This is a genomic window from Finegoldia sp. P2-F-LR (genome assembly GCF_052932265.1).
Genome location: NZ_JBRFJF010000002.1, coordinates 1 through 21,215 on the forward strand (window position 1 = coordinate 1; position 21,215 = coordinate 21,215).

At 33.7% G+C, this 21,215-nt stretch carries 19 protein-coding genes; 4 read left to right on the top strand and 15 right to left on the bottom strand.

Annotated features, from left to right (window positions below; genetic code table 11):
* From ACU68W_RS01215 to ACU68W_RS01245, 7 genes are all read right to left on the bottom strand, one after another.
* On the bottom strand, window positions 1-3,960 hold a 3,960-nt coding region (locus tag ACU68W_RS01215), incomplete at its 3' end, for an InlB B-repeat-containing protein (protein ID WP_446755963.1).
* 852 nt (window positions 3,961-4,812) lie between these two features.
* Complete coding sequence (faf, locus tag ACU68W_RS01220; RefSeq protein ID WP_446755964.1) at window positions 4,813-6,717, bottom strand: adhesion factor FAF; 1,905 nt, start codon at window positions 6,715-6,717, stop codon at window positions 4,813-4,815.
* Between the two features lie 716 nt (window positions 6,718-7,433).
* Window positions 7,434-7,868, bottom strand: a complete 435-nt coding sequence (locus ACU68W_RS01225) for a GNAT family N-acetyltransferase (RefSeq protein WP_446755965.1) — start codon at window positions 7,866-7,868, stop codon at window positions 7,434-7,436.
* A 25-nt stretch (window positions 7,869-7,893) separates the two neighbouring features.
* Window positions 7,894-8,592, bottom strand: coding sequence for a YwaF family protein (locus ACU68W_RS01230; protein ID WP_094209013.1), 699 nt, complete (start codon window positions 8,590-8,592; stop codon window positions 7,894-7,896).
* A gap of 4 nt (window positions 8,593-8,596) precedes the next feature.
* Window positions 8,597-9,316, bottom strand: a complete 720-nt coding sequence (locus tag ACU68W_RS01235) for a Type 1 glutamine amidotransferase-like domain-containing protein (RefSeq protein ID WP_446755966.1) — start codon at window positions 9,314-9,316, stop codon at window positions 8,597-8,599.
* Between the two features lie 275 nt (window positions 9,317-9,591).
* Entirely contained in the window at window positions 9,592-12,945 is a 3,354-nt protein-coding gene (locus ACU68W_RS01240) for an FtsX-like permease family protein (RefSeq protein ID WP_446755967.1), read from the bottom strand.
* Between the two features lies 1 nt (window position 12,946).
* Window positions 12,947-13,648 (bottom strand): ABC transporter ATP-binding protein, encoded by a 702-nt coding sequence (locus ACU68W_RS01245; protein WP_094207658.1) that lies wholly within the window; start codon window positions 13,646-13,648, stop codon window positions 12,947-12,949.
* 111 nt (window positions 13,649-13,759) lie between these two features.
* Between ACU68W_RS01245 and ACU68W_RS01250 the strand changes: the two genes are divergently transcribed.
* Window positions 13,760-14,305: a TetR/AcrR family transcriptional regulator gene (locus ACU68W_RS01250; RefSeq protein WP_446755968.1), complete on the top strand. Its 546-nt coding sequence runs from the start codon at window positions 13,760-13,762 to the stop codon at window positions 14,303-14,305.
* Between the two features lie 29 nt (window positions 14,306-14,334).
* Here the strand turns inward: ACU68W_RS01250 and ACU68W_RS01255 are convergent, their stop codons facing one another.
* The 7 genes from ACU68W_RS01255 to ACU68W_RS01285 form a co-directional block, all read right to left on the bottom strand.
* On the bottom strand, window positions 14,335-14,877 hold the full coding sequence (locus ACU68W_RS01255) for a GNAT family N-acetyltransferase (RefSeq protein WP_446755969.1): 543 nt from the start codon (window positions 14,875-14,877) through the stop codon (window positions 14,335-14,337).
* Window positions 14,878-14,900: 23 nt separating this feature from the next.
* Window positions 14,901-15,413, bottom strand: coding sequence for a nitroreductase family protein (locus tag ACU68W_RS01260; RefSeq protein WP_094204294.1), 513 nt, complete (start codon window positions 15,411-15,413; stop codon window positions 14,901-14,903).
* 120 nt (window positions 15,414-15,533) lie between these two features.
* Window positions 15,534-15,755 carry a hypothetical protein gene (locus ACU68W_RS01265; protein WP_094223761.1) on the bottom strand — a complete coding sequence of 74 codons (222 nt, stop codon included), beginning with the start codon at window positions 15,753-15,755 and terminating at the stop codon, window positions 15,534-15,536.
* A gap of 109 nt (window positions 15,756-15,864) precedes the next feature.
* On the bottom strand, window positions 15,865-16,065 hold the full coding sequence (locus tag ACU68W_RS01270; protein WP_446755970.1) for a cold-shock protein: 201 nt from the start codon (window positions 16,063-16,065) through the stop codon (window positions 15,865-15,867).
* A 201-nt stretch (window positions 16,066-16,266) separates the two neighbouring features.
* Window positions 16,267-16,746 carry a pyridoxamine 5'-phosphate oxidase family protein gene (locus tag ACU68W_RS01275; protein ID WP_311437485.1) on the bottom strand — a complete coding sequence of 160 codons (480 nt, stop codon included), beginning with the start codon at window positions 16,744-16,746 and terminating at the stop codon, window positions 16,267-16,269.
* Window position 16,747: 1 nt separating this feature from the next.
* The gene (locus tag ACU68W_RS01280) at window positions 16,748-17,425 is read right to left on the bottom strand and encodes a DNA alkylation repair protein (RefSeq protein ID WP_446755971.1); all 678 of its coding nucleotides are present in this window, start codon (window positions 17,423-17,425) and stop codon (window positions 16,748-16,750) included.
* Complete coding sequence (locus tag ACU68W_RS01285; RefSeq protein WP_094225092.1) at window positions 17,412-17,717, bottom strand: hypothetical protein; 306 nt, start codon at window positions 17,715-17,717, stop codon at window positions 17,412-17,414. The genes ACU68W_RS01280 and ACU68W_RS01285 overlap by 14 nt, the downstream gene beginning before the upstream one ends.
* Window positions 17,718-17,787: 70 nt before the next feature.
* Here ACU68W_RS01285 and ACU68W_RS01290 point away from each other — a divergent pair, with 70 nt between their 5' ends.
* From ACU68W_RS01290 to ACU68W_RS01300, 3 genes are all read left to right on the top strand, one after another.
* Window positions 17,788-18,702, top strand: a complete 915-nt coding sequence (locus ACU68W_RS01290) for a diacylglycerol/lipid kinase family protein (protein ID WP_446755972.1) — start codon at window positions 17,788-17,790, stop codon at window positions 18,700-18,702.
* A gap of 393 nt (window positions 18,703-19,095) precedes the next feature.
* Entirely contained in the window at window positions 19,096-19,812 is a 717-nt protein-coding gene (locus ACU68W_RS01295) for an ATP-binding cassette domain-containing protein (protein WP_278735966.1), read from the top strand.
* Complete coding sequence (locus ACU68W_RS01300) at window positions 19,805-20,932, top strand: hypothetical protein (protein WP_306479223.1); 1,128 nt, start codon at window positions 19,805-19,807, stop codon at window positions 20,930-20,932. The genes ACU68W_RS01295 and ACU68W_RS01300 overlap by 8 nt, the downstream gene beginning before the upstream one ends.
* A gap of 34 nt (window positions 20,933-20,966) precedes the next feature.
* Here ACU68W_RS01300 and ACU68W_RS01305 read toward each other — a convergent pair whose 3' ends face one another.
* Entirely contained in the window at window positions 20,967-21,209 is a 243-nt protein-coding gene (locus ACU68W_RS01305) for a DUF2700 domain-containing protein (RefSeq protein ID WP_446755973.1), read from the bottom strand.
* Between the last annotated feature and the right edge of the window lie 6 nt (window positions 21,210-21,215).

The window sequence follows — 21,215 nt, forward strand, 5'->3', positions numbered from 1 at the left end:
TTTTCCGTCTAATGCTTCTCTTGCATCTTCTAATGCTTTCTTAGCTGCATTTACTTGTTCTTGTGTTGCTTTTTCATCTTTAAGAACTTCATTAGCTTTCTTTAATGCTTCATCATAAGCAGTTTTCTTTTCATCAGATGCGTTTGCATATTTTACATCTGCTTTTGTTGCAGCATCTTTGTCTACTTCTGCTTGAAGTGGTTTCTTATCTACTGCTGGTGTTGCTTCATCTTTCCAAACAGCATAAACAGTTTGTCCTTCTGTTAAGTTTGCTACAACCACATCCACTTCTGTTGCATCAGGTTTGCTTGCCCAACCTACAAATTCTTTTCCTTCTTTAGTTGGTGTTGGTGCTTGAACTCCGTCATTTATATCATCTGTCTTTGTAGGTGAATTATCGTCAAACTTACCGCCATTAGCATCAAATGTTACTAATTTTTCTCCTTCTGACCATACTGCATAAACTACTTGGTGAGTAGTTATTGGAGTTGTTTCTGTGAATTTCTTATCAGCTGCTAAATCATTAAATGCTTTAGAAGTTGTAGTAGTTTTACCTAATTCAGTTTTACCTGCTTCTGTTACCCAACCTAAGAATGTTTTTCCTTGTGCTGTTGGATTTTCGGCAAATGTATCTCCTGTACCTGCTGCTACATTGTCACCTGTAAATCCGTTTGCAACATAGCCTGCATCGTCAAGATATTTCACGTTATCTGGAGCAATTCTTACTGACTTTTTGCTAGAATCTGCAAATTGTCCTTCTGTTGTATCAAATAAGATTCTAGTTCTTACTCTGGTTACAACCAATTCAGTTGGTAAAGAGGATCCGTCTGATGCATTGAAATAGAGTTTCTTATCTTTTAGTAATTCAAGACTATTTGTGTTTTCTTCTCCTGCTTGTCTTGATGCTGTACCTGTAGATCCGATTGTACCTAGTGCATTTAGGTCAATGTCATATCTGTAAACCCTATATTCTCCATCTTTAAGGTTTATTTTAGAACTATTATCAGTTGTTAGATTACCTTTATCATCATATACATCTGATAGAGCTTGTGTTTTACCTAGAAGTGCTACCTTATTTATAAGTTCAGTACGCATCCTTATTAATCCACCATCATACTTAGTATAACCTTGGATTTTGGATGTCTTAGTCATGAAGTTAGCATTATCTGTAGGCATTACATGAGGATCTTTATAGAAGTCATCAGTATTGTTGTCTACATAGTCATTTGTAAAGATAACTTGGTATGGTTTATAAAGTGACTTGTTTATTGATAGGATTGATAATTTGTCAGATGCGTCTGTCCAAGTTAGATCCTTGTATGGGTCAATCTTATCAAAGTTTGAATACCTAACTGCTGAAGTCTTGCCTTCAATTAGGCTTCCATTTTGATCATAAGCTTCGACTACAATATCTACTCCTGGTTTTAGTTGTCCTGGATTAATATAGAAGTTTCCACCTGTTTTACCTGTTGTTGTATTTATTGCTCCTGTCAACACTTTATCTGTGTCATTATAAACCCATTTTCCACCAAGTGGACCACCCTTAGTAATTATTAAAGAACTATCTGTACCATTTTTTAAGGTGTATTTTATCTTAAAGGATGCTCCCTTAGGAAGATCTGTGTAAAGGTGCATATTGATATAGCTATCTTTTTGCTTTGTAAGGGTAGCTGCACCTTTGTCAAGCTCGGTAGTAGCATTGTTTACTTCAAAAAAGCCTACTGGAACATCATGATTAGGTGAATAAGGAAGGTAGACCTTAAGAGTGTCGCCAGCTTCTATTTTTGCACCTTCTCTTAGGGTAATTTTAAATACGCCATCTTTGGTGATTGCCTCTATTTTTTCAATCGAATTACCAAGATCTGGACCAACTTTATAAGTGTAGTAACCTTGTTGTTTTCTGATTAAAGCTTGGTCTTTATCTCCAATCTTAATCATAATTTGGCCACCCTCTGGCATAGTGTTTGTGTTTATTAAGAATGATTCACCTTTTTCAGCTACAACTTCATGGTCATATTTTTTCTCATAAACAGTCCAACCTTCATTATTAGGATTGGTCCAACCAGACATCATTGAATAGTCTAGTTTTCTAGTTTTATTCTTATCAAAAGTTTCAGCAAGTTTACTCTTATCCACTACATAGTCAATTGCAGAGATATAGAATCCATTTAGCATTGTGTATTGGTCGTGTTTTTCAACTTCTACTTTCTTAAAATCAGGATCCCCTGGTCTTTGATAAGCGTTAGGAGCTATAACTATATAAGCTTTTTTACCGTCTTTGGTATAGTTGATATCTTCTTTTTTAATACCAAATCTGTGTGCATAAGGTGATACCTCTCTTGCAGTTGTAAGGAGGTTGACATAGGCAACATTACCATCATCATCTGCTTTTAAGAATTTTACAAGATTTGCATCAAATACTTGGGTAAATCCAATTTGTTGTCCACCTACTGTTGGAGAGGCTGCTGTACCTGACCTGACTCCATAATATTGGGTCCTTATTATACCTAGTTGAGACTCATCCTTGTATTCTTTTGGGTTGGCAATAAATTCTGAGAAAAATGTTTCTTGACTTGTTGCATTATTGCCATCTTTTTGCTTTCCACCCTTTAGGAAGGTGTTGTTGATATTATCTTCTATAGCTACAGATGTAGTCTTAGTATAGGTTGAGTAGTCCATGGATGTTTTTCCAGGAGCATAAGCATATATTTTCTTACCATCTGCATCAGTTAACCTCATTTGGACAGTATAGTTCTTGTTTGCTAAGTCTGCTACTGTCATTCCTTTCTTTAAGACAAGGTTGATAGGTAGGTTAAGCCTAGCATCTGTAGGATCATGTCTAGCTACTCCGAGGTCAAATTCTCTTTCTTTTCGGTCATTTACTGGAGTTAATTTTAGGGTACCTTCCTCATTTCCGAATGTATTTAGATCAACTACATAGGACTTATCATAGTCTATATATTGGTCAAGTTCACCAAAGTTAAACCTTGCCCTATACCACACTCCTGTAGCTGAAGCTGATCTTTCTTTATATACAAGCCTTATAACTGTATTGCCCTCAGCATCTTCAAAAACCCCATCGTAGTCTATGTCGCTCATCTTAATTGGATCGCCAGTACCTACTCTAGCTAGTCTTTGGTCTTTACCAACTGCCCAACGACTTTTATCTTGTACGTCCTTGTCCCAGTTTTCCTTTGCTTTTTCTTCTACGAATTCCTCAGACGCTGGTTGACCTGCTTGTTGCTTACTATTTTCAGCACCTGTTGTACTCATTTCGAATCCTGTCTTATCAAGTTCTTCCTTATCAAGATCTTCTTGTGTTTTGTATACTTTTACTGTGATAATCTCTTGTTTTCTTGATTGGTCAGCAAAAGTAATTTCAACTGTAGCGATTTTTTCTCCAGCTTCATTAGTGTCTGCTTTGTTGATTACTTTGATAGTTGCATCTTCTGGAAGGTTCTTAAAAGCTTTTCTGTAGTTTTCTACACTTTGACCTTTTACAACTTTGATAGCCTCTAATTCAGGTACATAACTATCTGCTTGTTTTGCTTGTTCTGTTTTTCCTTCTGTTTCTGTTTCAGATGTTTTTTCAGCAGTTGTTCTAACAGTTCTATCTTGTGCATTTGTTTCTTTTGCATTTGAAGAATAAGCTTCTACATGAGGAACTGGTTTTTCAGTTTCTGCAGTTTCTGCAATTTCAGCAGGTTTTTCTTTTGGTTGTTCTGGTTCATTTTCAACGTTTTCACCGTTGTTAACTTCTGTTGATTCAACAGCTTCTACAACTTGTGGTTGGTCAACTTTTTCAGCTGCAACAACGTTAGGTGTGAAGAACATCATGTAACCTAAAAGGCATGAAACTACACCTACTGTTAGTTTCCTAAGACCGTATTTTGGTCTTTCGTTAGAGCTTTTGGCTCTTTTTTCAGTAATGATTTTTTCAAAAATCTTTTTGTTATTCATTACGTTTTCCTTTCTTATAACATTTTCTCTGTTGGGTTGTTAGTTTTTGTAACAAAAATAAAATTTCTTATCAAAAATTGTTTAATTTTTGTAATATTTCCCTATTAATTTCATTTCAAAAAGCAAACCACAACAATTGTGAACTAAGAATTTTATTTTTTAAATAATGCAAAGCCCGGGAATTGGCTTGTAAACTAATGTACAAAATGATTAATCTGTCCAAAAGTTTTCTAGCATTAAATAAAAAAATCAACTCTTCGTATGGATATTTTATCACAATGAATAAAAATTGCAACCATATATAACCATAATCGAAGTAAATGAAACAATTCTATTATTTGTTGGATTATCCTGATTCATAGGGATTACATGTTGGTCAACCTGTCTATGATAACATTTGTGCATATTTTTTTATCGTGTTAAATTGTGTATCGTTATTCTTTTTTATTCTTATTTATCACATTTAGCAAAAAACACCATTTATTTTAAAAATTATGGTTATTTTAGAAATTAGTTAAAGATATTAATTTTTTGTTTGATTTGTTAAGTTTATATTGTTTTAAACATTATTTTTTTACTAGTAATGTTAATTCTATTTAGTTTTAAATTGTAAAATGAATTGTTATTATCAATTTAATTTAGTAATTAGACTTAATTAAAATAAAAGTGTCAATGTTTTCATATAAATAAAGTGGTTTTCCAAGCAATATGAATTTTTATGATTTTTGAGATTTTTGGACAGAATTATTTTAACCCGAAAATTTATTTCAAATTAAGTCACCAATCCATTACATAAAAAAGAGAGGACATATGTCCTCTCTAAATCTTTTTAGTATAATCTATTTGCGTAAATTATTTACGTTTTTTAAGTGAAAGATAAGCTCCACCCATAGTAGCCATAGCTGCTGCTGCTATTGTAGCTGCTTCAGCTGCTGCACCTGCTTTTGGTAATTCTGCCTTTTCTTTTTTAGATGGTTTAGCTGGTTTTTTGTTATCTTCTTTTCCTAGTTTTTCAGGTTTTTTGTTGTTTTCTGGTTTCTTTTCGTTGTCTTTGTTGTCTTTTTCTTTTTCAACTACGATAGTACCACCATCAACAACTTTTTCATCTTTGTTTTCTTTTTCTTCTTTTTTGTCTTCTTTTCCACCCTTGATAGTTACATATTCAGGAATTTCAACTTCAGCTTCTTTTTTAGCTTCGTCTTTTTTAGCTTCTTCAACGTTATTTTCAGCTTTTACTTCAGCTTCTGGTCTGAATAAACCTTTAACTTCAGAAACCATTTTTCCTTTTTGAACTACTTTGTATCCTGTTGGAATGTGAGTTACAGCAATCTTGTATGTTCCTTCAGCAATACCTTTAACAACGATGTCTCCGTTTTCATCAGAAGTTCCGTTGTAAACTTTTGTACTATCTTCGATGTTTGTGAATTGTAAAGTTAATCCTTGTACACCTTTACCAGTTGTATCTTTAACTGCGAATTTGTAAGTGTAAACTGATTTAACTTCTTTGATTTCATCTTTAGTTTTATCGTATTCTTCTTTAAGTTTGTTTAATTCTGCTTGTAATTTTGCAATAGCTGCTGCTTGTTCGCTCTTGCTTAATTCAGCAAAGTTTTCGATTTCTTTGATCATGTCAGCATCTAATTTGCCAGCTAAAGAATTAATTCCTTGATTTTGATCTTTTAAGATAATGTTAATTCTAACATATTTTTCTTTTAATTGTTTTTCAATTGATTTTAATTCTTCAGTAACTTTGTATGCTCTTTGGTTAGCTTTTGCATAAGCTTTTGAAGCTGCATCATAAGATTTTTCAGCTGCTAAATAGTTTCTGAATGCTACTTCAGCGTTTGCTCTTGCATTATCGAAATCCTTGATAGCTTTTAATTTAGCTCTTTCGATAAGAGTTAATTCAGCTGCTGCATCTCCATAGTTATCGTTTAATCTATATTTTTTGTTTAATTCTTGAAGTTTAGCTTGGAATAAAGTATCAGCTTGTTTTATAGCATTTTCTAAAGTTTTACCAGCTGCAGCATGAGCTTCAACTTTTTCGTCATGAGCTTTAGCTTTTTCATTTTCTGCTTGAGCAAGTCTAGCTTGAGCATCTCTTACAGCTTTTTTAGCTTGAGCGATTTGTGCATTTGTTCCTTCTGGTACATTTTCTTCATCATCTTCAACTGTTGCTAATGCTTTTTTAGCAGCGTTTAATTCAATTTGTGCTCTGTCAACATTTGTTTGAGCTACTTCAAATTTTCTGTTACTGTTTGCAATAGTATCATCAAATTTTCTTTTAGCTTCTTTTTTAGCTGCATCACGAGCTGCTTCTGCTTCTTTTACTAATCTTTCATATTCGCCAACTTTAGCGTCGTAAGCATCAATAGCTTTTCTCTTAGCTAATCTAGCTTTTTCTTGAGCGTCTTTTGCATTTTCCCAAGCTTTAGCTGCTGCTTCATAGTTAGCTTTTGCTGCTTCGTAAGCTTTTTTAGCTGCTGCTTCTTCTTTTTGTAATTTTTCAATTAAACCTTCAGAAGTTTGTCCAGCTTCCCATTCTTGAGTAACGATAGCTGCTCTTCTAGCTGAAAGTTCAGCGATTTGTTTTGCTAATTGATCCATTCTCGCAGCTGCTTGTTGTTTAGTGTAGTTTAATTCTTCAGTGTAAGTGTTTTCTGCAGAATTCTTTTCAGCGAATGTTCCAGCTGGAACTGCTGTTACAACTAAAGCACCAGCTAATGCTGCTGTCAATAACTTTTTGTTTAATTTCATTGGTATATTCCTCCTAAAATTTTTAACCTTCATAAACTTAAACTTATATCATTTATGACTGTTTTTCTGTAATTATATTTTAAATCAAATAATTTAATAAATCAAGCTTTTTAATAAAAGTTCAATGTTGTTTTGCCTAAAATATAACTTAGTAAACTTTCACTGAATGATAACGTATGTCTATGTAATTACTATTATACAATAATGAATTAAAATTTCAACCTTTTTTCGAGAAAATTTTATGTTTTTACATATTTTTAATGGATATTTGATGATTTTTTAATTTTTTATGAAAATATTCTGGATTTTCTTGGTTTTTATTGGTAGGTTTTGGTTTAATTCAGTCATTTTTTGCCATTAGTCCTGAATATTTTTTTTAATTATTCCAAATTCTTTTCTTTATATATAATTAGTATGTGTATATGTTTGAATATCGTGTTATTTCTGAAAATATTTATCCGTCTAATTTATTATTGTAATTTTACTAGCAGTGGTACTTATAGCACAATAAATTTTGATTTATATTTCGTTTGATTACTATCATATGATTTGTTTTTACGCTGTTACGCTAAAGTGTTTGCTACTTTGGTGTTCACTATCGGTACTGTTAGTATAAATTTGATTAGTTTTTGTAACTTTTTTGTAATTTTTATAAAAATCTTTCTTTTTCCAAAGAAAAACACCAAGATTTTTTCTTGGTGAGCTTTGGTTCCAATTTATTTTACGATGTATTTCATTCGTATGTGTGGGATTCCATCTTCTTCGAATGGTTCTGAGGTTTGAACGAATCCTAATTTTTCGTAAAATTTTTGGGCGTAGGTTTGGGCTTCTATGATTATGGTATTGGCTTTTAGGTTTTTCTTGGCAAACTGGATTACCGTTTTCATTATTTGTGTGCCGTATCCTTTGCGTCTTTCTGATGCGACTACTCTTCCGATGTGGTAGGTGTCATTTTGCTGATATAGTCTGCAGTAGGATAAGATGTCATTGTTGTCATCTTGTAGATATATGTGATAGCTTTCTAAGTCGATGTCGTCTACTTCGTGGTAAGGGCATTGTTGTTCGACTACGAATACGTCTACTCTTAGTTTATAGATTTGAAAGAGTTCTTTTGTTGTGAGTTGTTCGAATGTTTTGATGTGTGTGTTCATTGTTTCTCCTAAAAAAACTATGCAATTATTGTTGCATAGTTAGTTGTGGTTGTGTTTGTTTTTTGTGAATGATTTTGTTGTGTGTATGGTCTGTGAGTGTGATTGTGAATGTGATGATTAGTGACATTATCAAGAATGTTACGGCTGGTGTGAATCGTACGGGTACTGTTGGTGGAAAATGTACGAGGTAGCCGTAGTTGGTGTGCATGATTAGGTTGACTGTCATTATTCCTGCGTTCATTACGCTTGTAATCATGAGTGAGTCTTTTAGTTTGAGCTCGCTTTTTCTTGTGGATAATATTGTCACGGCACAATATCCTAGTAGTAGGTGATTGATGATGTATGTGAGGTTGGTTACGTGTGGCCACAAGTATTTGGATGGGTCTGGGAATGTGAATGCTATGATAGCTCCGATGAGTCCCATCCATGCGAAGTAGCGCATGAGTTTGTCGTTGTGTAGGATGTATGCCACCAGCATCATGATGGCGGATATTCTGCAATGAAATAGTGGCAATCCTTCTTTGATGAAGAGTGTATTATTTCCTACATACCATGAGAATAGCAGTATTTGTCCGCATAATCCTAATATTAATGCTGGTTTGAGTAGTTTGTTTTTGTTTTTGAATTTGTATGCCAAAAAAATTACTAGGACTAATGATAGTCTTAGTAATGTTATGTTGATATTGGTGTAGGTATCTTCGTTGTATCTGAAAAATTCTGTCATTAATTTAAAAATCTCCTCTTAGATTTACGGATTGTCCAGTGTTACATACTTTTTTGATTTTGCCGTCTTTTATGACGTAGCAATTTCCATAGATTATGTTTTCTGTGGCTACGATGTATGCTCCATCTTCTATGGCGTAGAATTTTCTTCCGTAGCTGTCTGGTAGTGTGACATCTTCCATGATTCGTTGGTTGTCGATTCGTTGATGTTTGATCTCTTTGTAGTGTGGAAGTACAGATATATCCACAATTCCTAGTCCTTTGAGAAATCTACGGTAGTGAGTGGATTTGACTTCGCCAAAATTTTCTGGCTGTGCGTAGACTTCTGTTGCAGAGTTCATGCTTCCTGCACTGATTCCAATCAAAAGTCCTTCGAAATCTTTAATGTATTTTTTAAGATGAATATCGTGGAAGAACTTGTTTTGTGTTGGAACGTGTCCTCCTGCAAGTATGATGAGGTTTACATGTGATATGAGTTGTTGTAATTTTCTTTTTTTAAAAGGATACAACACTTCCCAGCGTTTGACTGTGAATCCACTTTTCTTGAAAGCTCTTTTATGATGAGAGCTTATTGTGTGTGTTAGAAATGGTGCGTGTGGATCTGATGGAATATAGAGGCAGTTGATGTCATCTATGTATTCGTGGATTTTGTCGACAAAACCATTTTGGCTGTTAAGTTGTCTTTTGTCAGGAGACATTATGTCGCTTGTGAGTATGACCTTCATTTGGTTCTCCTATCCAGATAATTTCTTTAGTTTATTTTACCACACTATCGGGGCTTTTGGGGCGTATAGAGGGAATATAGAATTGAAAAAGTAGATTACCGTGTTTGCTTAGAATATCATACGGAGAAAATTATTCCAAATTCAAGTGAAATGAAACGTTAAAAATCGCACTGTTTGAGCGTCAGCGAGTTTGCGATTTTAGTTTCATGAGCTTAGAATTTGTTAATTTTCGTAGTCTAGATATTCGTGTAAACACGGTTTTCTACTTTCTATAACTAATCTACTGATTTTAATGCTTCAAGCATATCTACTTTTTTCAATTTGTGGTTGACTATTACTCCCAATGCGTAGAGTATAGCAATTACTAAAATTACCGGTAAGATATATACCCACACTTCGATGTTCGGGTTGAAGAATATTTCCGCTGGGGCGACTTTGTCCAAGATTACTTTGTGCAATATTTTCCCGCCAAATATTCCTGCGATTATACCTATTATCGACAAGCAAATCGTCTCACGATAGATGTACATGGTTACTTCGTTGTTGAAAAATCCTAGAACTTTTATAGTCGATAGTTCTCTGATTCTTTCTGCTACGTTGATGTTGGTTAAGTTGTAGAGTATTACCATGGCAAGTAATAGGGACATTATAGTCAACACTGTCATTACTTTTGTGAGTGAGTTGGTCATAGTTTGTACTTGTATTATGATGTTGGTGTTTTGTGATACTGCTTTTACTCCATTTGATGCCATGAATTTGGCTGTGACTTTCTCAACGCTTGATTTTGATTTATCTTTGAGTGATATGAAATAGCTGTTGTTCGTTGGTTTTTCTCCTGTAACTTTTGCAAAATAATCGTCACTCATGAATACGAAGTGTCCTGCGTACATTTTGGTGATTTGTGATATTTTGAAATTTCTGTCTTCGTTCAAAACCTTCAATGTTATGGTGTCGCCCACTTTCCTATCCATCAAGTCGGCTAGTTTTTGTGAGACAACTACTCCGTCATTCGTTATTTTGAGTTTGTCTTCGGAGTTTTTGTGTTCCAAATTAATATACGGAGAAAATGTGTCCGTATGTGTGACAAGCATGGATAGGGTTTGTTCATCTTCTATGCCTTTGATTTTCTCTGTTATGGTTTCAAAACGAATTGGAATGTATCCTTGTATTTCGTCTGATTTAAGCAAATTGTCAATTGTCGTTTGTTCTTTTTCTGTGACGAAATCCTTCTTCAATACAACTGCATCGTATTGGATGATTTGTCCGTATTGTTTGGTTTGGATACCGTTGATTGACGACGAGATTCCAAGTCCTGCGAATAATAGTGCAACTGATCCTGCAACGCCAAATATCGTCATTAACATTCTTTGCTTATATCTGAAGATGTTACGCGCTGTGACTTTTTGTGTGAATGTCATTCTGCTCCACAACGGTGTAATTCTTTCCATGAAAATTTTGGAGCCTTTTGTCGGTGGTTTTGGAAGCAAGAGCTGTGCTGCTGTTTCTCTTAGTTCTTTTACCGAGATGTAAACTGCTGGCAACACGCTGCAAATTATTGCAAATAGCACCGATAGTCCGAGTATTTTAAATGAAAAATAATATTTGACAGGTGGTATGGTCATATTTGCCAAAAGCGACGTGCACAAAATGTACGGAAGTACGTACGTTCCAAGTAGTGTTCCCAAAATCGTGCCCAATCCTCCTGAGATCAGTCCGTACAACACGAATTTCTTGATTACATCAGTATCATTGTAGCCCAATGCCTTCAGAATTCCTGCATTGTTTCGTTCTTCTTGGACAAATCTCGTCATAGTTGTGATGGTTACAAGCGCTGCGACAAGATACAACACAACCGGGAACAAATTACTTACTTTGGTAATTCCGGAAGATATCGTTTCGACCATTTTGATTCCATCTCCACCAGGCATTGTCCTTCTTGTGTATGTCGAATATTTTGGAAGTGACAATCCGTCGATTTCTATTTGTGCGTCGTGGATTTTGGATTCTGCGTCTTGGATTTTGTCGTCGGCTTTTTTCTTTTCTGTTTCAAATTCATTTTTCTTGTCGTCGAGTTCTTTTTGTGACGAGGAAATTTTGTTCAGTCCTTCTTGAATTTGTTTTTTTGATGAGTTCAGCTGTGCTATTCCGTTTTGGTATTTTGTTTTGGATGCGTTAAGCTGATTTCTTCCAGCGTTATACTTCGCAACAGAATTTTGATAGAGCTTTTTCTTTTCGGATAGTTTAGTTTGTGCTGTGTCGAATTCATCAATTTTTTTCATTCCGGCTTTGTATTGTTCAAATCCCTGATTGTACTTCGCCAATCCTTGGTTATACTGAGCTTCGGATTGTTGTATCATTTTTGATTGTTCTGCGATTGAACTTTCAGCTTGTTGGATTTCTGGAACAATTTCAGGATTTATTCCCTGCTTTTTGAGTTCTGCTTTCTTTTGTTCAAGGTTTTGTTTTGCTTGTTGTAGCTTTGCTTTTCCTTGTTGGATTTGGGCGTTTGATGAATCTAACTTCGCTTTTGTGGCATCAAGAGTTGTTTTTGATTGTGATAGCTTCTTTCTATTTGCTTCGACTTCTTTTTTCTTAGAATCCAATTGTTTTTGTCCGTTGTCAATCTGAACTTTCGCATCGTCCAATTGTTTCTTGGTTGCTTGAAGACGGCTTTCTGCTGATTCGATTTGGTATTTTGAATTCTTGATTACGGACTCCTTGTCTGCGATTTGTTTTTGTGCCGATACTAGCTTTGCTTTTTCGTCGTCGATTTTCTTTTGTCCGTCGGATAATTTCTTCTCAGCATCAGTTATTTCTTTTTTTGCATCTTCAATTTTCTTCTTGGATTTTGCGATTTTGTCATTCGCCTTTGATTTGATTTCTTCGAGTCGTTGTTTGCCGTTATCTTTCAGTATTTCATCGAGTTGTTTCTGATGTTTGTCGACTTTTCTGGTGTATTCAGAGTCTGTATAATTAAGCCCACGCACATCGTGAAAGCGTGCACGCACAATCGTGTAGACATCTGTGTCGAAGTTGTCTGGTGTTACTACTGCGTATCCTTCCAAGTTTCCAGATCCCGCAGAAGAATTTCCCAAAGCTGTCTTGGATACAATTTCTGTAGAATTGACGAATCCTGTTACTGTGAATTCTTCTTTTTTCAAAATCTTGCTATCTTCGTCTTTTTCTTTGAATTTGATTTTATCTCCGATTTTGTATTTTGATTTGTATTGATCGGTAAGTGCTATGTCTCCGATTTTTTGTGGAAATTTGCCACTTAATAGGTCAAAATTAGATATGTTTTTAGTATTAGAAAAAATTCTGAATGATGTTGGCGTGTCATCTATCGTCGCATCTGAAAAATATCCGTACTCAACATCTGCTATGTTTTTGATTTGGTCGGTCTCCTTCGTATCACTTGTCGTTATTCCGTAATCGCTGATGACATTGACATCGGACAAATTATAATCTTCGTAGTATTTGTTAGCCGATTTGTCGATATCGGGGCCTGTGACTTTGAGTGCGACAAGTGTCATGGATCCTAGCATCATCAACAACATTATCGACAAAAATCGTCCCTTAGATTCTATAAACGATTTAAAAATCGTCTTGTTTAATGTTTTCTTTTTCATTTTAGTATTCCAACGTTTCTATGTTTTGTGGATTTGCATTCATTACGACATCACGAATTTTCGCGTCGTGCATATGAATAACTCTGTCTGCAATCGGCGCCAACGCTTGGTTGTGCGTAACGATAACAACAGTCGCCCCTTCTTTTCTAACCATATCTTGCAAGATTTTCAAAACTTGCTTGCCTGTATGATAATCGAGAGCCCCTGTGGGTTCGTCGCACAATAATAGCTTGGGGTTTTTCGCAACTGCACGTGCGATTGCGACACGTTGTTGCTCTCCTCCGGATAATTGTGCTGGAAAGTTGTCGATTCTTTCTCCAAGACCAACTGATTGTAAAACTTCTGTTGCATCTAGCGCATCTTTGACGATTTCAGATGCTAGCTCCACGTTTTCTTTGGCAGTTAGATTGGGAACAAGATTGTAGAATTGAAACACAAATCCAACGTCATTTCTTCTGTAATTTGTGAGTTCTTTTTCGTTGAATGTACTGATGTCCTTGCCATCTATGAGGACATTTCCTTCATCATTAGTATCCATTCCACCGAGAATATTTAAGACGGTTGATTTGCCCGCTCCTGATGAGCCGAGAATGATCGCCAATTCTCCTTTTTCTATTTCAAACGATATGTCGTTGTTTGCAATTATTTCAGATTGTCCTGATTTGTAGCGTTTGTAGCTGTTTTTCATTTCAATGTATGCCATGTGTCACCTCTTATATGAACAATGTGTTGATTTATCTTATAAATTATTTTATATTAAAAGTAGAATTGTAACAAAACAATAGTGAACAGTTTGTTCATTTAAGGAGATTTTATGATTAGAGAAACGGATACGAGGGACAAATTAAAAAAAGCGTTGACGATTTTGTTGAACGAAAAAAGTTTGAACGATATTTCTGTGAGCGAATTGACGAAAGAGGCTAGCATCAATCGTGGTACATTTTATTTGCACTACGATGATAAAATGGATTTGGTGGATAATTTGGTGGAGGAAATCTTCGAGGAATTGAAGGAGATTTTGACGTCGGAAAAGGTCGGCAGTAAATATTCTTACGATATCATCAAAAAAGTTATCGATTATGTAAAGGATGATTTTGATTTTATTTACGCGTTGACGATGAATAGCTACAACTACATCAATGATATGTTGAGGAAGTTTTTGTTGGCGCTGATTGAAACACTTCCGGAGTTGAAGCATTCGATTGGCAATCACCCGTTTTTGCCGAAAGATTATTCGACGGAGGTTTTTTTGTCGTTGAATTCAGGAATTATTTTGCATTGGATTAGAAAAGGTGGCGTGGAAAGCACCGAAGAATTGGCAAACTATTTCTACCAAGTGAGCAATTTAAAAACGACTTAGTCATCAATGTGACTGAGTCGTTTTGCTGGTTAATCTTCTATTCGTTTTGTTAATTGGTTATTAAAATTTTCTTCAATTAGTTCATATATTACAGAGGAGCGAATGTTCCCCAATTGATCTGTCCACGAATTTTCTTTAATTTCGGTATTGACAAAGCCTAATGTTTCATAAACATGATGTGCCCTTTTATTCTCAACAGTTGTTGACAATACTATTTTCTCAAATCCTTTTGAAAACAACTCACTGATTAATAAACTTAAAATAATTTTTCCCAGACCTTTATTTTGATATTCTTCTTCACAAATTTTAATTCCAATCTCCACCGATTTATCATCAAGTTTCTTGTAATTCATTTCCCCAATTGGAATTTTATTATATTCAATTATCAACAGAGCATTATTTATCATGTCGTGATTTTTAATATTTTGTATAACTCTGTTATCGGTAGTGTTTAGTCCAAGAGGAAATCCTGCATGTTCCATTACCCTGCCATCATTCCACCATTTTAATAAATTAGCTACATCTTCCAAAGAGGCGTTTCTAACTAATATTTCGTTATATTTTAAATTCATTAAATCTCCAGATTAAGTATTGTTTAAATAAATGTTACTGTTTCTGACAAGTCTTTTCTTTTGTCGTGAAGTGGATTGATTTCAGAATCTTCAGCAGGATAGCCGATGTCTAACATCATTAGCACTTCTTCTTTTGCAGGAAGGCGGAACTTCTTGTGTGTGATGTCTGGATCCAAGAAATTAATCCAACAACTTTCCAATCCTTGGTTTTTCGCTGCAAGCATCAAATGAGTAGCGACGATAGATGCATCTTCTATTCCGGAATCTCTTCTATCACCAGGATATGTAAACACGTTTGTCTTGTCAAAAGTTACAAGCAAAACTGTACTTGCTCCATATCTACAAGGTGTCACTTCGTCGACTTTTTTCAAGTTTTTTTCTGATTGTATTACATAAATGTGATGTTCTTGCAAGTTTTTCGCTGTTGGAGCTAGTCTTCCAGCTTCCAAAATCTTGTCCAGTTTTTCCTTTTCTACCTTTTTGTCGCTATATTTTTTGCAAGAATATCGATTTTTGATTACTTCTTCAAAATCCATATTATTCCTCCCGTAATTTTTAAAATCTAATACTAATATATCACATTTATGAGATTTTGTAATATTTTGACAAACAAAAAACCAGTACACATTTTCACGCGTACTGGAATATCCTATTAATTACTTTTGTTGAGTGAAGTTGTTGAATACTTCTGTCAATTTTTGTTTTACATCTTCTGGGATTTGACCTTCTGATTCTTCAACTTTTTTGTAAAGATCAGGGTGTTGTTCTTTTACTTTGTTTACAATTTCTGATAGTGCACCACCTTGTAAAAATCCCGGTAATTTGTTCTTCAATTCTTCTGGAATTAAATCCATAATTTTTTGTTCTGTGTTTGCCATTTTGTGTCCTTTCTTGATTTAAAATTATTTCGACGTTCCTACAGTACATTTATACCCATTTTTTTCAAAATAAAAAAGGTCCAACCAAAATTGATTGAACCTTGTTGTATTATAATTTAACTACGTTAACTGCTCTGTCGCCTTTTTCAGAAGCTTCAACATCATAGGAAACTTTTTGTCCTTCTTCTAATGTTCTGAATCCTTCTTCTTGGATTGAACTTTGGTGAACAAAAATGTCCTTGTTGTCTTCTCCTGTAATAAATCCGAATCCTTTAGTAGAATTAAACCATTTAACTGTTCCGTTACTCATAATATCCTCCTTGTTATTCCGTAGAATAACCGTACCACTGTACTGTTTTTTATTTTTTGTGATAACTAATTAATTTAAGAGAATAAAATATTTTACAAAACTTTGATTCACTACTCTTAATTACTTACTACACTTATAGTATACAACGTAAAAATTATACTGTCAAGTTTTTTTGAAAAATAATTTTTGTGTTTTATAAGTTTATCTTTTCATTTCTTTATGCTTTGCAGTCATAGATGTGACTGTTAATTTAAAAACTCTAGTTCTTGGAATTGCTTTTGGATTGAATTCAAAATGTTTTGTATGATATTTGTCTGTCATCACAGTTAGTGCTTTGAATTTTTCATGCTGATCTGTCACATATTCTACTACACCCTTTCCCATTATGCTCGAATAATTCATCGTGCAGTATCCTATTTCTCTATTGGAATACAAATCGTGATTGCAATCCATCTCGAAAGAAGCCTTGTTGTTCTTGTCGATGAGTTCGTATTTGTAGCCTTCCAATGCGCCATGAAAGAACAACACCAATTCACTGTCAATCACTTCATATCCAAAATTCAACGGCAAAATATAGGGATAACCCTCTTCATCCACAAGCCCAAGCCTACATACATCACACGCATCAATTATCTTCAATTGTTCATCAAAACTTGTGATTTCACGATCTTTTCTTCGCATTTTATCTCCTTTTCTTTAACGATTTTAGATATTGTTTTTGTTCTGGTGTTATTCTGAAACTTTCCCTCGCTTTTTGAATGGTTTTGTTGTGTGTCCAATCATCTAGCAAATTATCTTCCAGCACGAATATAACATCGTCCCATTGTTTTGCCAATGCTGTCGCGAAAAACCACGCAACCATCATATTCACATAATATTCTTCGCTTTTTATTTGAGTTGCAACGTTCAAATACTCTACCTTGAACTTTTCATCGAGGAAATATTTCATCAACAAACAAATGGCAACCCTTACTGTATATGTGTGAGATGATTTTGCCCACAATTTTATTTTCCCGATTAATTTATCTGTGTTTTTCGTGAAAATTTTTGGCGAAATACAATCGCACACTGCCCAATTATCGACAAACGGAAGAAATCTCTCCAAGTTATAGATACAATCGTCGTAACTTTTCATATTGGAAATCAAAATAGAATGAAGCATATTTTCTTCGTAGTATGTGTGTGGCAAATCTTCCATGAAAATATGCACTTGTTCTTCATCGATTTTTCTCGCTAATTTTCTCAAATCAGGCATCCTAACTCCAATTATCGTTGACTTGTCGATATTAGGAATTAGTTTTGCTTGAAAATCACGATATTTAAAATCTTGTAGAGATTTTAGTTCATTAATTATTTCCATTTTTATTTCCAATCAAAGTATAAATCTTATAACCAACGCTTACAGTCATCAAAATTCCAAACACAAAAAGCTTTGTCGCAACGGATGGGTTTCCTTCTTTGAAATATCCGTAACCTGCCCAGTATAGCAAAACCGTTACGAGTACAGCGATTATCCAGAAAATTCCCACAATTATTTTATAGACTTTATTGAGCGTAGGGTTGTTTTTTCTATTTCTGAAGATTCTTTCGAATAAAGCGATTAATGCCACGACTATCAGCACGTAAATTATATTATAAAAAAATTTATTCATGATATCATCCTTTGCGTAAAATTCTATGTACAGGTATTTATGTTTATATTATAATATGAATGGTGATTAAATGAAATACGTGTTTTTGTTGAGTAGCAAGGCTGGAGCAGGCTCATTCTCAGAATTAGAGCACTCAATTGTGAAGTGTTACTCAAGCAATAATTTGAAATATACAATAATAAAAACTGAACACAAAAACCACGCATCTGAAATCGTTCAAAAATATTGCGATTGTTCGGACGTCGTTTTGTATGTGTGTTCAGGAGATGGAACATTAAACGAAGTAATAAATAAAATGAAAGAAATCAATGCAAAGTTCAGTGTGGGACTTATTCCATCGGGAACAGCGAATGATTTTTCCAAGAATTTCGATTATTCAAACTTCAAAATCGAAAACACAATCAAGCCCGTTATTGACGATATCGATTTAATCAAAGTCAACGGAAGATATTGTGTGAACGTACTAAGCTTTGGTTTTGATACAGTGATTTTAAATTCTGCATATAATTTGTTGAAGAAAAGCCCAAAACTCAGGGCAAATGCATATCCTCTAGCCGTTTTTCAAAATATATTTAAAATTCCAAAATACAAGCTGGAATCTAGTACAAGTAACGGACAAAACGGAGATGTGAATTTGAAAGGATATTATCTTTTAGGTGCCATTTGCAATGGTGGTTTCTACGGAGGAGGGTTCAATCCTTCACCATATGCGAATTTGACCGATGGAGTGTTGGAAATGTGCTTGGCAGAAACAATGCCTTTGTACAAGATAATTCCTTTGATTTTTAAATACAAAAAGGGTGCTCATCTGTCACATCCTCTTATTCATTTTCAAAAATTGACTAAAGGAAGTATCAAATTCGAAAAAGAATTGATGGTCAATGTCGATGGAGAAATCTTCACGACTGATTTCTTGGATTTTGAAGTGGTTCCAAAAGCATTGCGATTTGCTAAAGTTTGCGATTATAGAACTAAATATACATGAAAAAATCAGAGTTGTGTAAAACTCTGATTTTTGTGTGTTATTTTATAAGATTGTTTAGTGAATCAACATTTTCTTGTAGAACATATTTTTCTCCACCAACAACTGTGATTTGTTTGATATTTTTCTTTACATAATCCTTAACAGATTGTGGTAATTCGTTTTACGATTTCGGGATTGGTAAATTTATCCCTGTATTTTTTCCTCACTGCTTTTCCTTTCACTCACTTTAATTGCACGTGTATTCTTTTTTATTTATACCCGATTATTCGTGAAAAATAAGCGATTTATCACGATTTTCGATATTTTTACAAATATTTTACATGTATTTATTATTTCTATGATGCTTGTGTTTAATTATATAAGTAGGAAAGCTATGACAACCTGGAGGTATATATGAATAATGTAATTTTATTGGTCGAAAATTTAAAATCATGGTACGAAGAAGGTAATCTGGTTTTAAAGGATGTCAGTTTTCATATAAACAATAATGAAAATGTGGCATTAGTTGGTTCAAACGGCTCTGGAAAGACAACTCTAATAAAAACTTTAATGGATATTCATCCTAAGTTTAGTGTAAAAAATATGAAATTCATGGACAAGGGTTCTGATTTTTCTGATGAAAATTTTAAATTAAATAGGATAGCAGTGTTTACAGAAGATAATTCATTTAAGTATTGGACTTTTGAAGAATACAACAACTTTTTGCACAAATCATATAACAGAAATTTTGATAAAAGCTATGAAGAGTACATGATTGAGGAATTTAATTTCAAAAAGCACTTAAAAAAACCTTGCAAGGACTTGTCTACTGGAAATAAGAAGAAGTTTTTTATTATTGCTGCTATGTCACTGAAGCTTCCTTTAGTTTTATTAGATGAGCCGGTCGACGGGTTAGATTTTGAATCTACAAGTTTCTTATATAAATTAATTAAAGAATACAAAAAGTACGGATCAGTGTTTATGTCATCTCATATTTTGGAAAGTATTAATGAGTCTTGTGATCAGCTTGTTTTATTGAAAGACGGATATTTGTCAGAAAAGAAAGAGTTAGACGGACGTTTAGACATGGAAGATATTATGAAGGTTTTTAAAGGTGAAGAAGATGACTAAGGTGTTTCTTAAGGATATGCTCGATAGAAAAACTATCAGAAATTATCTTCTAACTTGTGTGTTGTTTTTTATTGGTGTGAGTTATTTAATGGATAAACAACCTGGATTTTTGAGTGTGAGTATTAATATAAATTTCTTATACTTCATTTTCTTGGCACTACTCAGTACGACTTATTTTTTTGTAAAATCTTTCTCGAATTCCGATAATATTTTGCTTTACTATGCACTTCCTTTTAGTAGAGAAAAAATAAATTTCGGGTTTTTATCAGCACTCATTGTTGACACGATTATTAGAAAAATGTCGATAATATTTATATTTTTATTTTTGATGAAATCAAATGTTTACAACTACTGTTTCATATTCATAATAGGCCTAATCGTTTGTAATATCGCTTTAGTATACAATTCTACTAATATCCTTAAATCAGAAAAGACAATATTTGTCATCGTATCGCTGTTAATTATTGCAAGCCTTTATTTTCTTGATAAAAATTTTGGATTAGAGCTCATATCAATTGCCATACTTTTAATAGAAGCTATAATTTATTGTGTAATTTCATACTTTGTTTTATTTAAGAAAATCATTGTAAACAGTAATGATTCAAATGTAATTGGTAATGCTAATATTTCAAATTATTTCTTGAAATTCATTTTTGCAGAGAAAATATATTGGGTGAATACTCTAGCCATTTTATCGATGATGATTTTAGTTTCATTATTAATGCCAAAACCTATAAACATTCCTCTCGCTTTGGCTGTAGCTACGATAAATTCTCCATTATTGACAATTTTTTCAACAGAAAAAGGTCTTAAATATTATGCAAAAATGTTACCTAGTAAATTCGTTAGCCTTTCTTCAGAATACCTAAAGGTTTTAGCGATTTATTTTGCGATTGCTAATTTACTTGTACTAGCCGTAAATTACAAGGATTTGAGCATTAAATTAGTTACTCTAATTATTATCACATGCCTGATTGATATCATAGGCTCATTCATTTTAGAAAATAAATTTAATATACAAAATCAAAAAACTAATATGGATATTTGGAAACATCCTAGAAAATATATCTTATCTATTATAGTGTTCATTGTAAGTTTTATTGGATTCGTAATAATTTAAAATAGCACCTTCTAAGGTGCCATTTTCATTTTGATTATTTTTTTGTTATGCTCATTCCTATAACCATACCCAAAATCATACCGATTGATATCGAACTCGCGATGTTGTCTTTTCCTAAAGCAGTTCCGAAACCCGCGCCTAGCGTCATTCCTAACGCCATTCCAAGTGACATATAATTATCATCGGATTTATCTGATTGTTTCTTTGATTTTTTGATGACGATTAGAACTAATATCGCCGTTATAATCAAAGGTAAAAGTATTTTAAATATTTCCATGTCTTC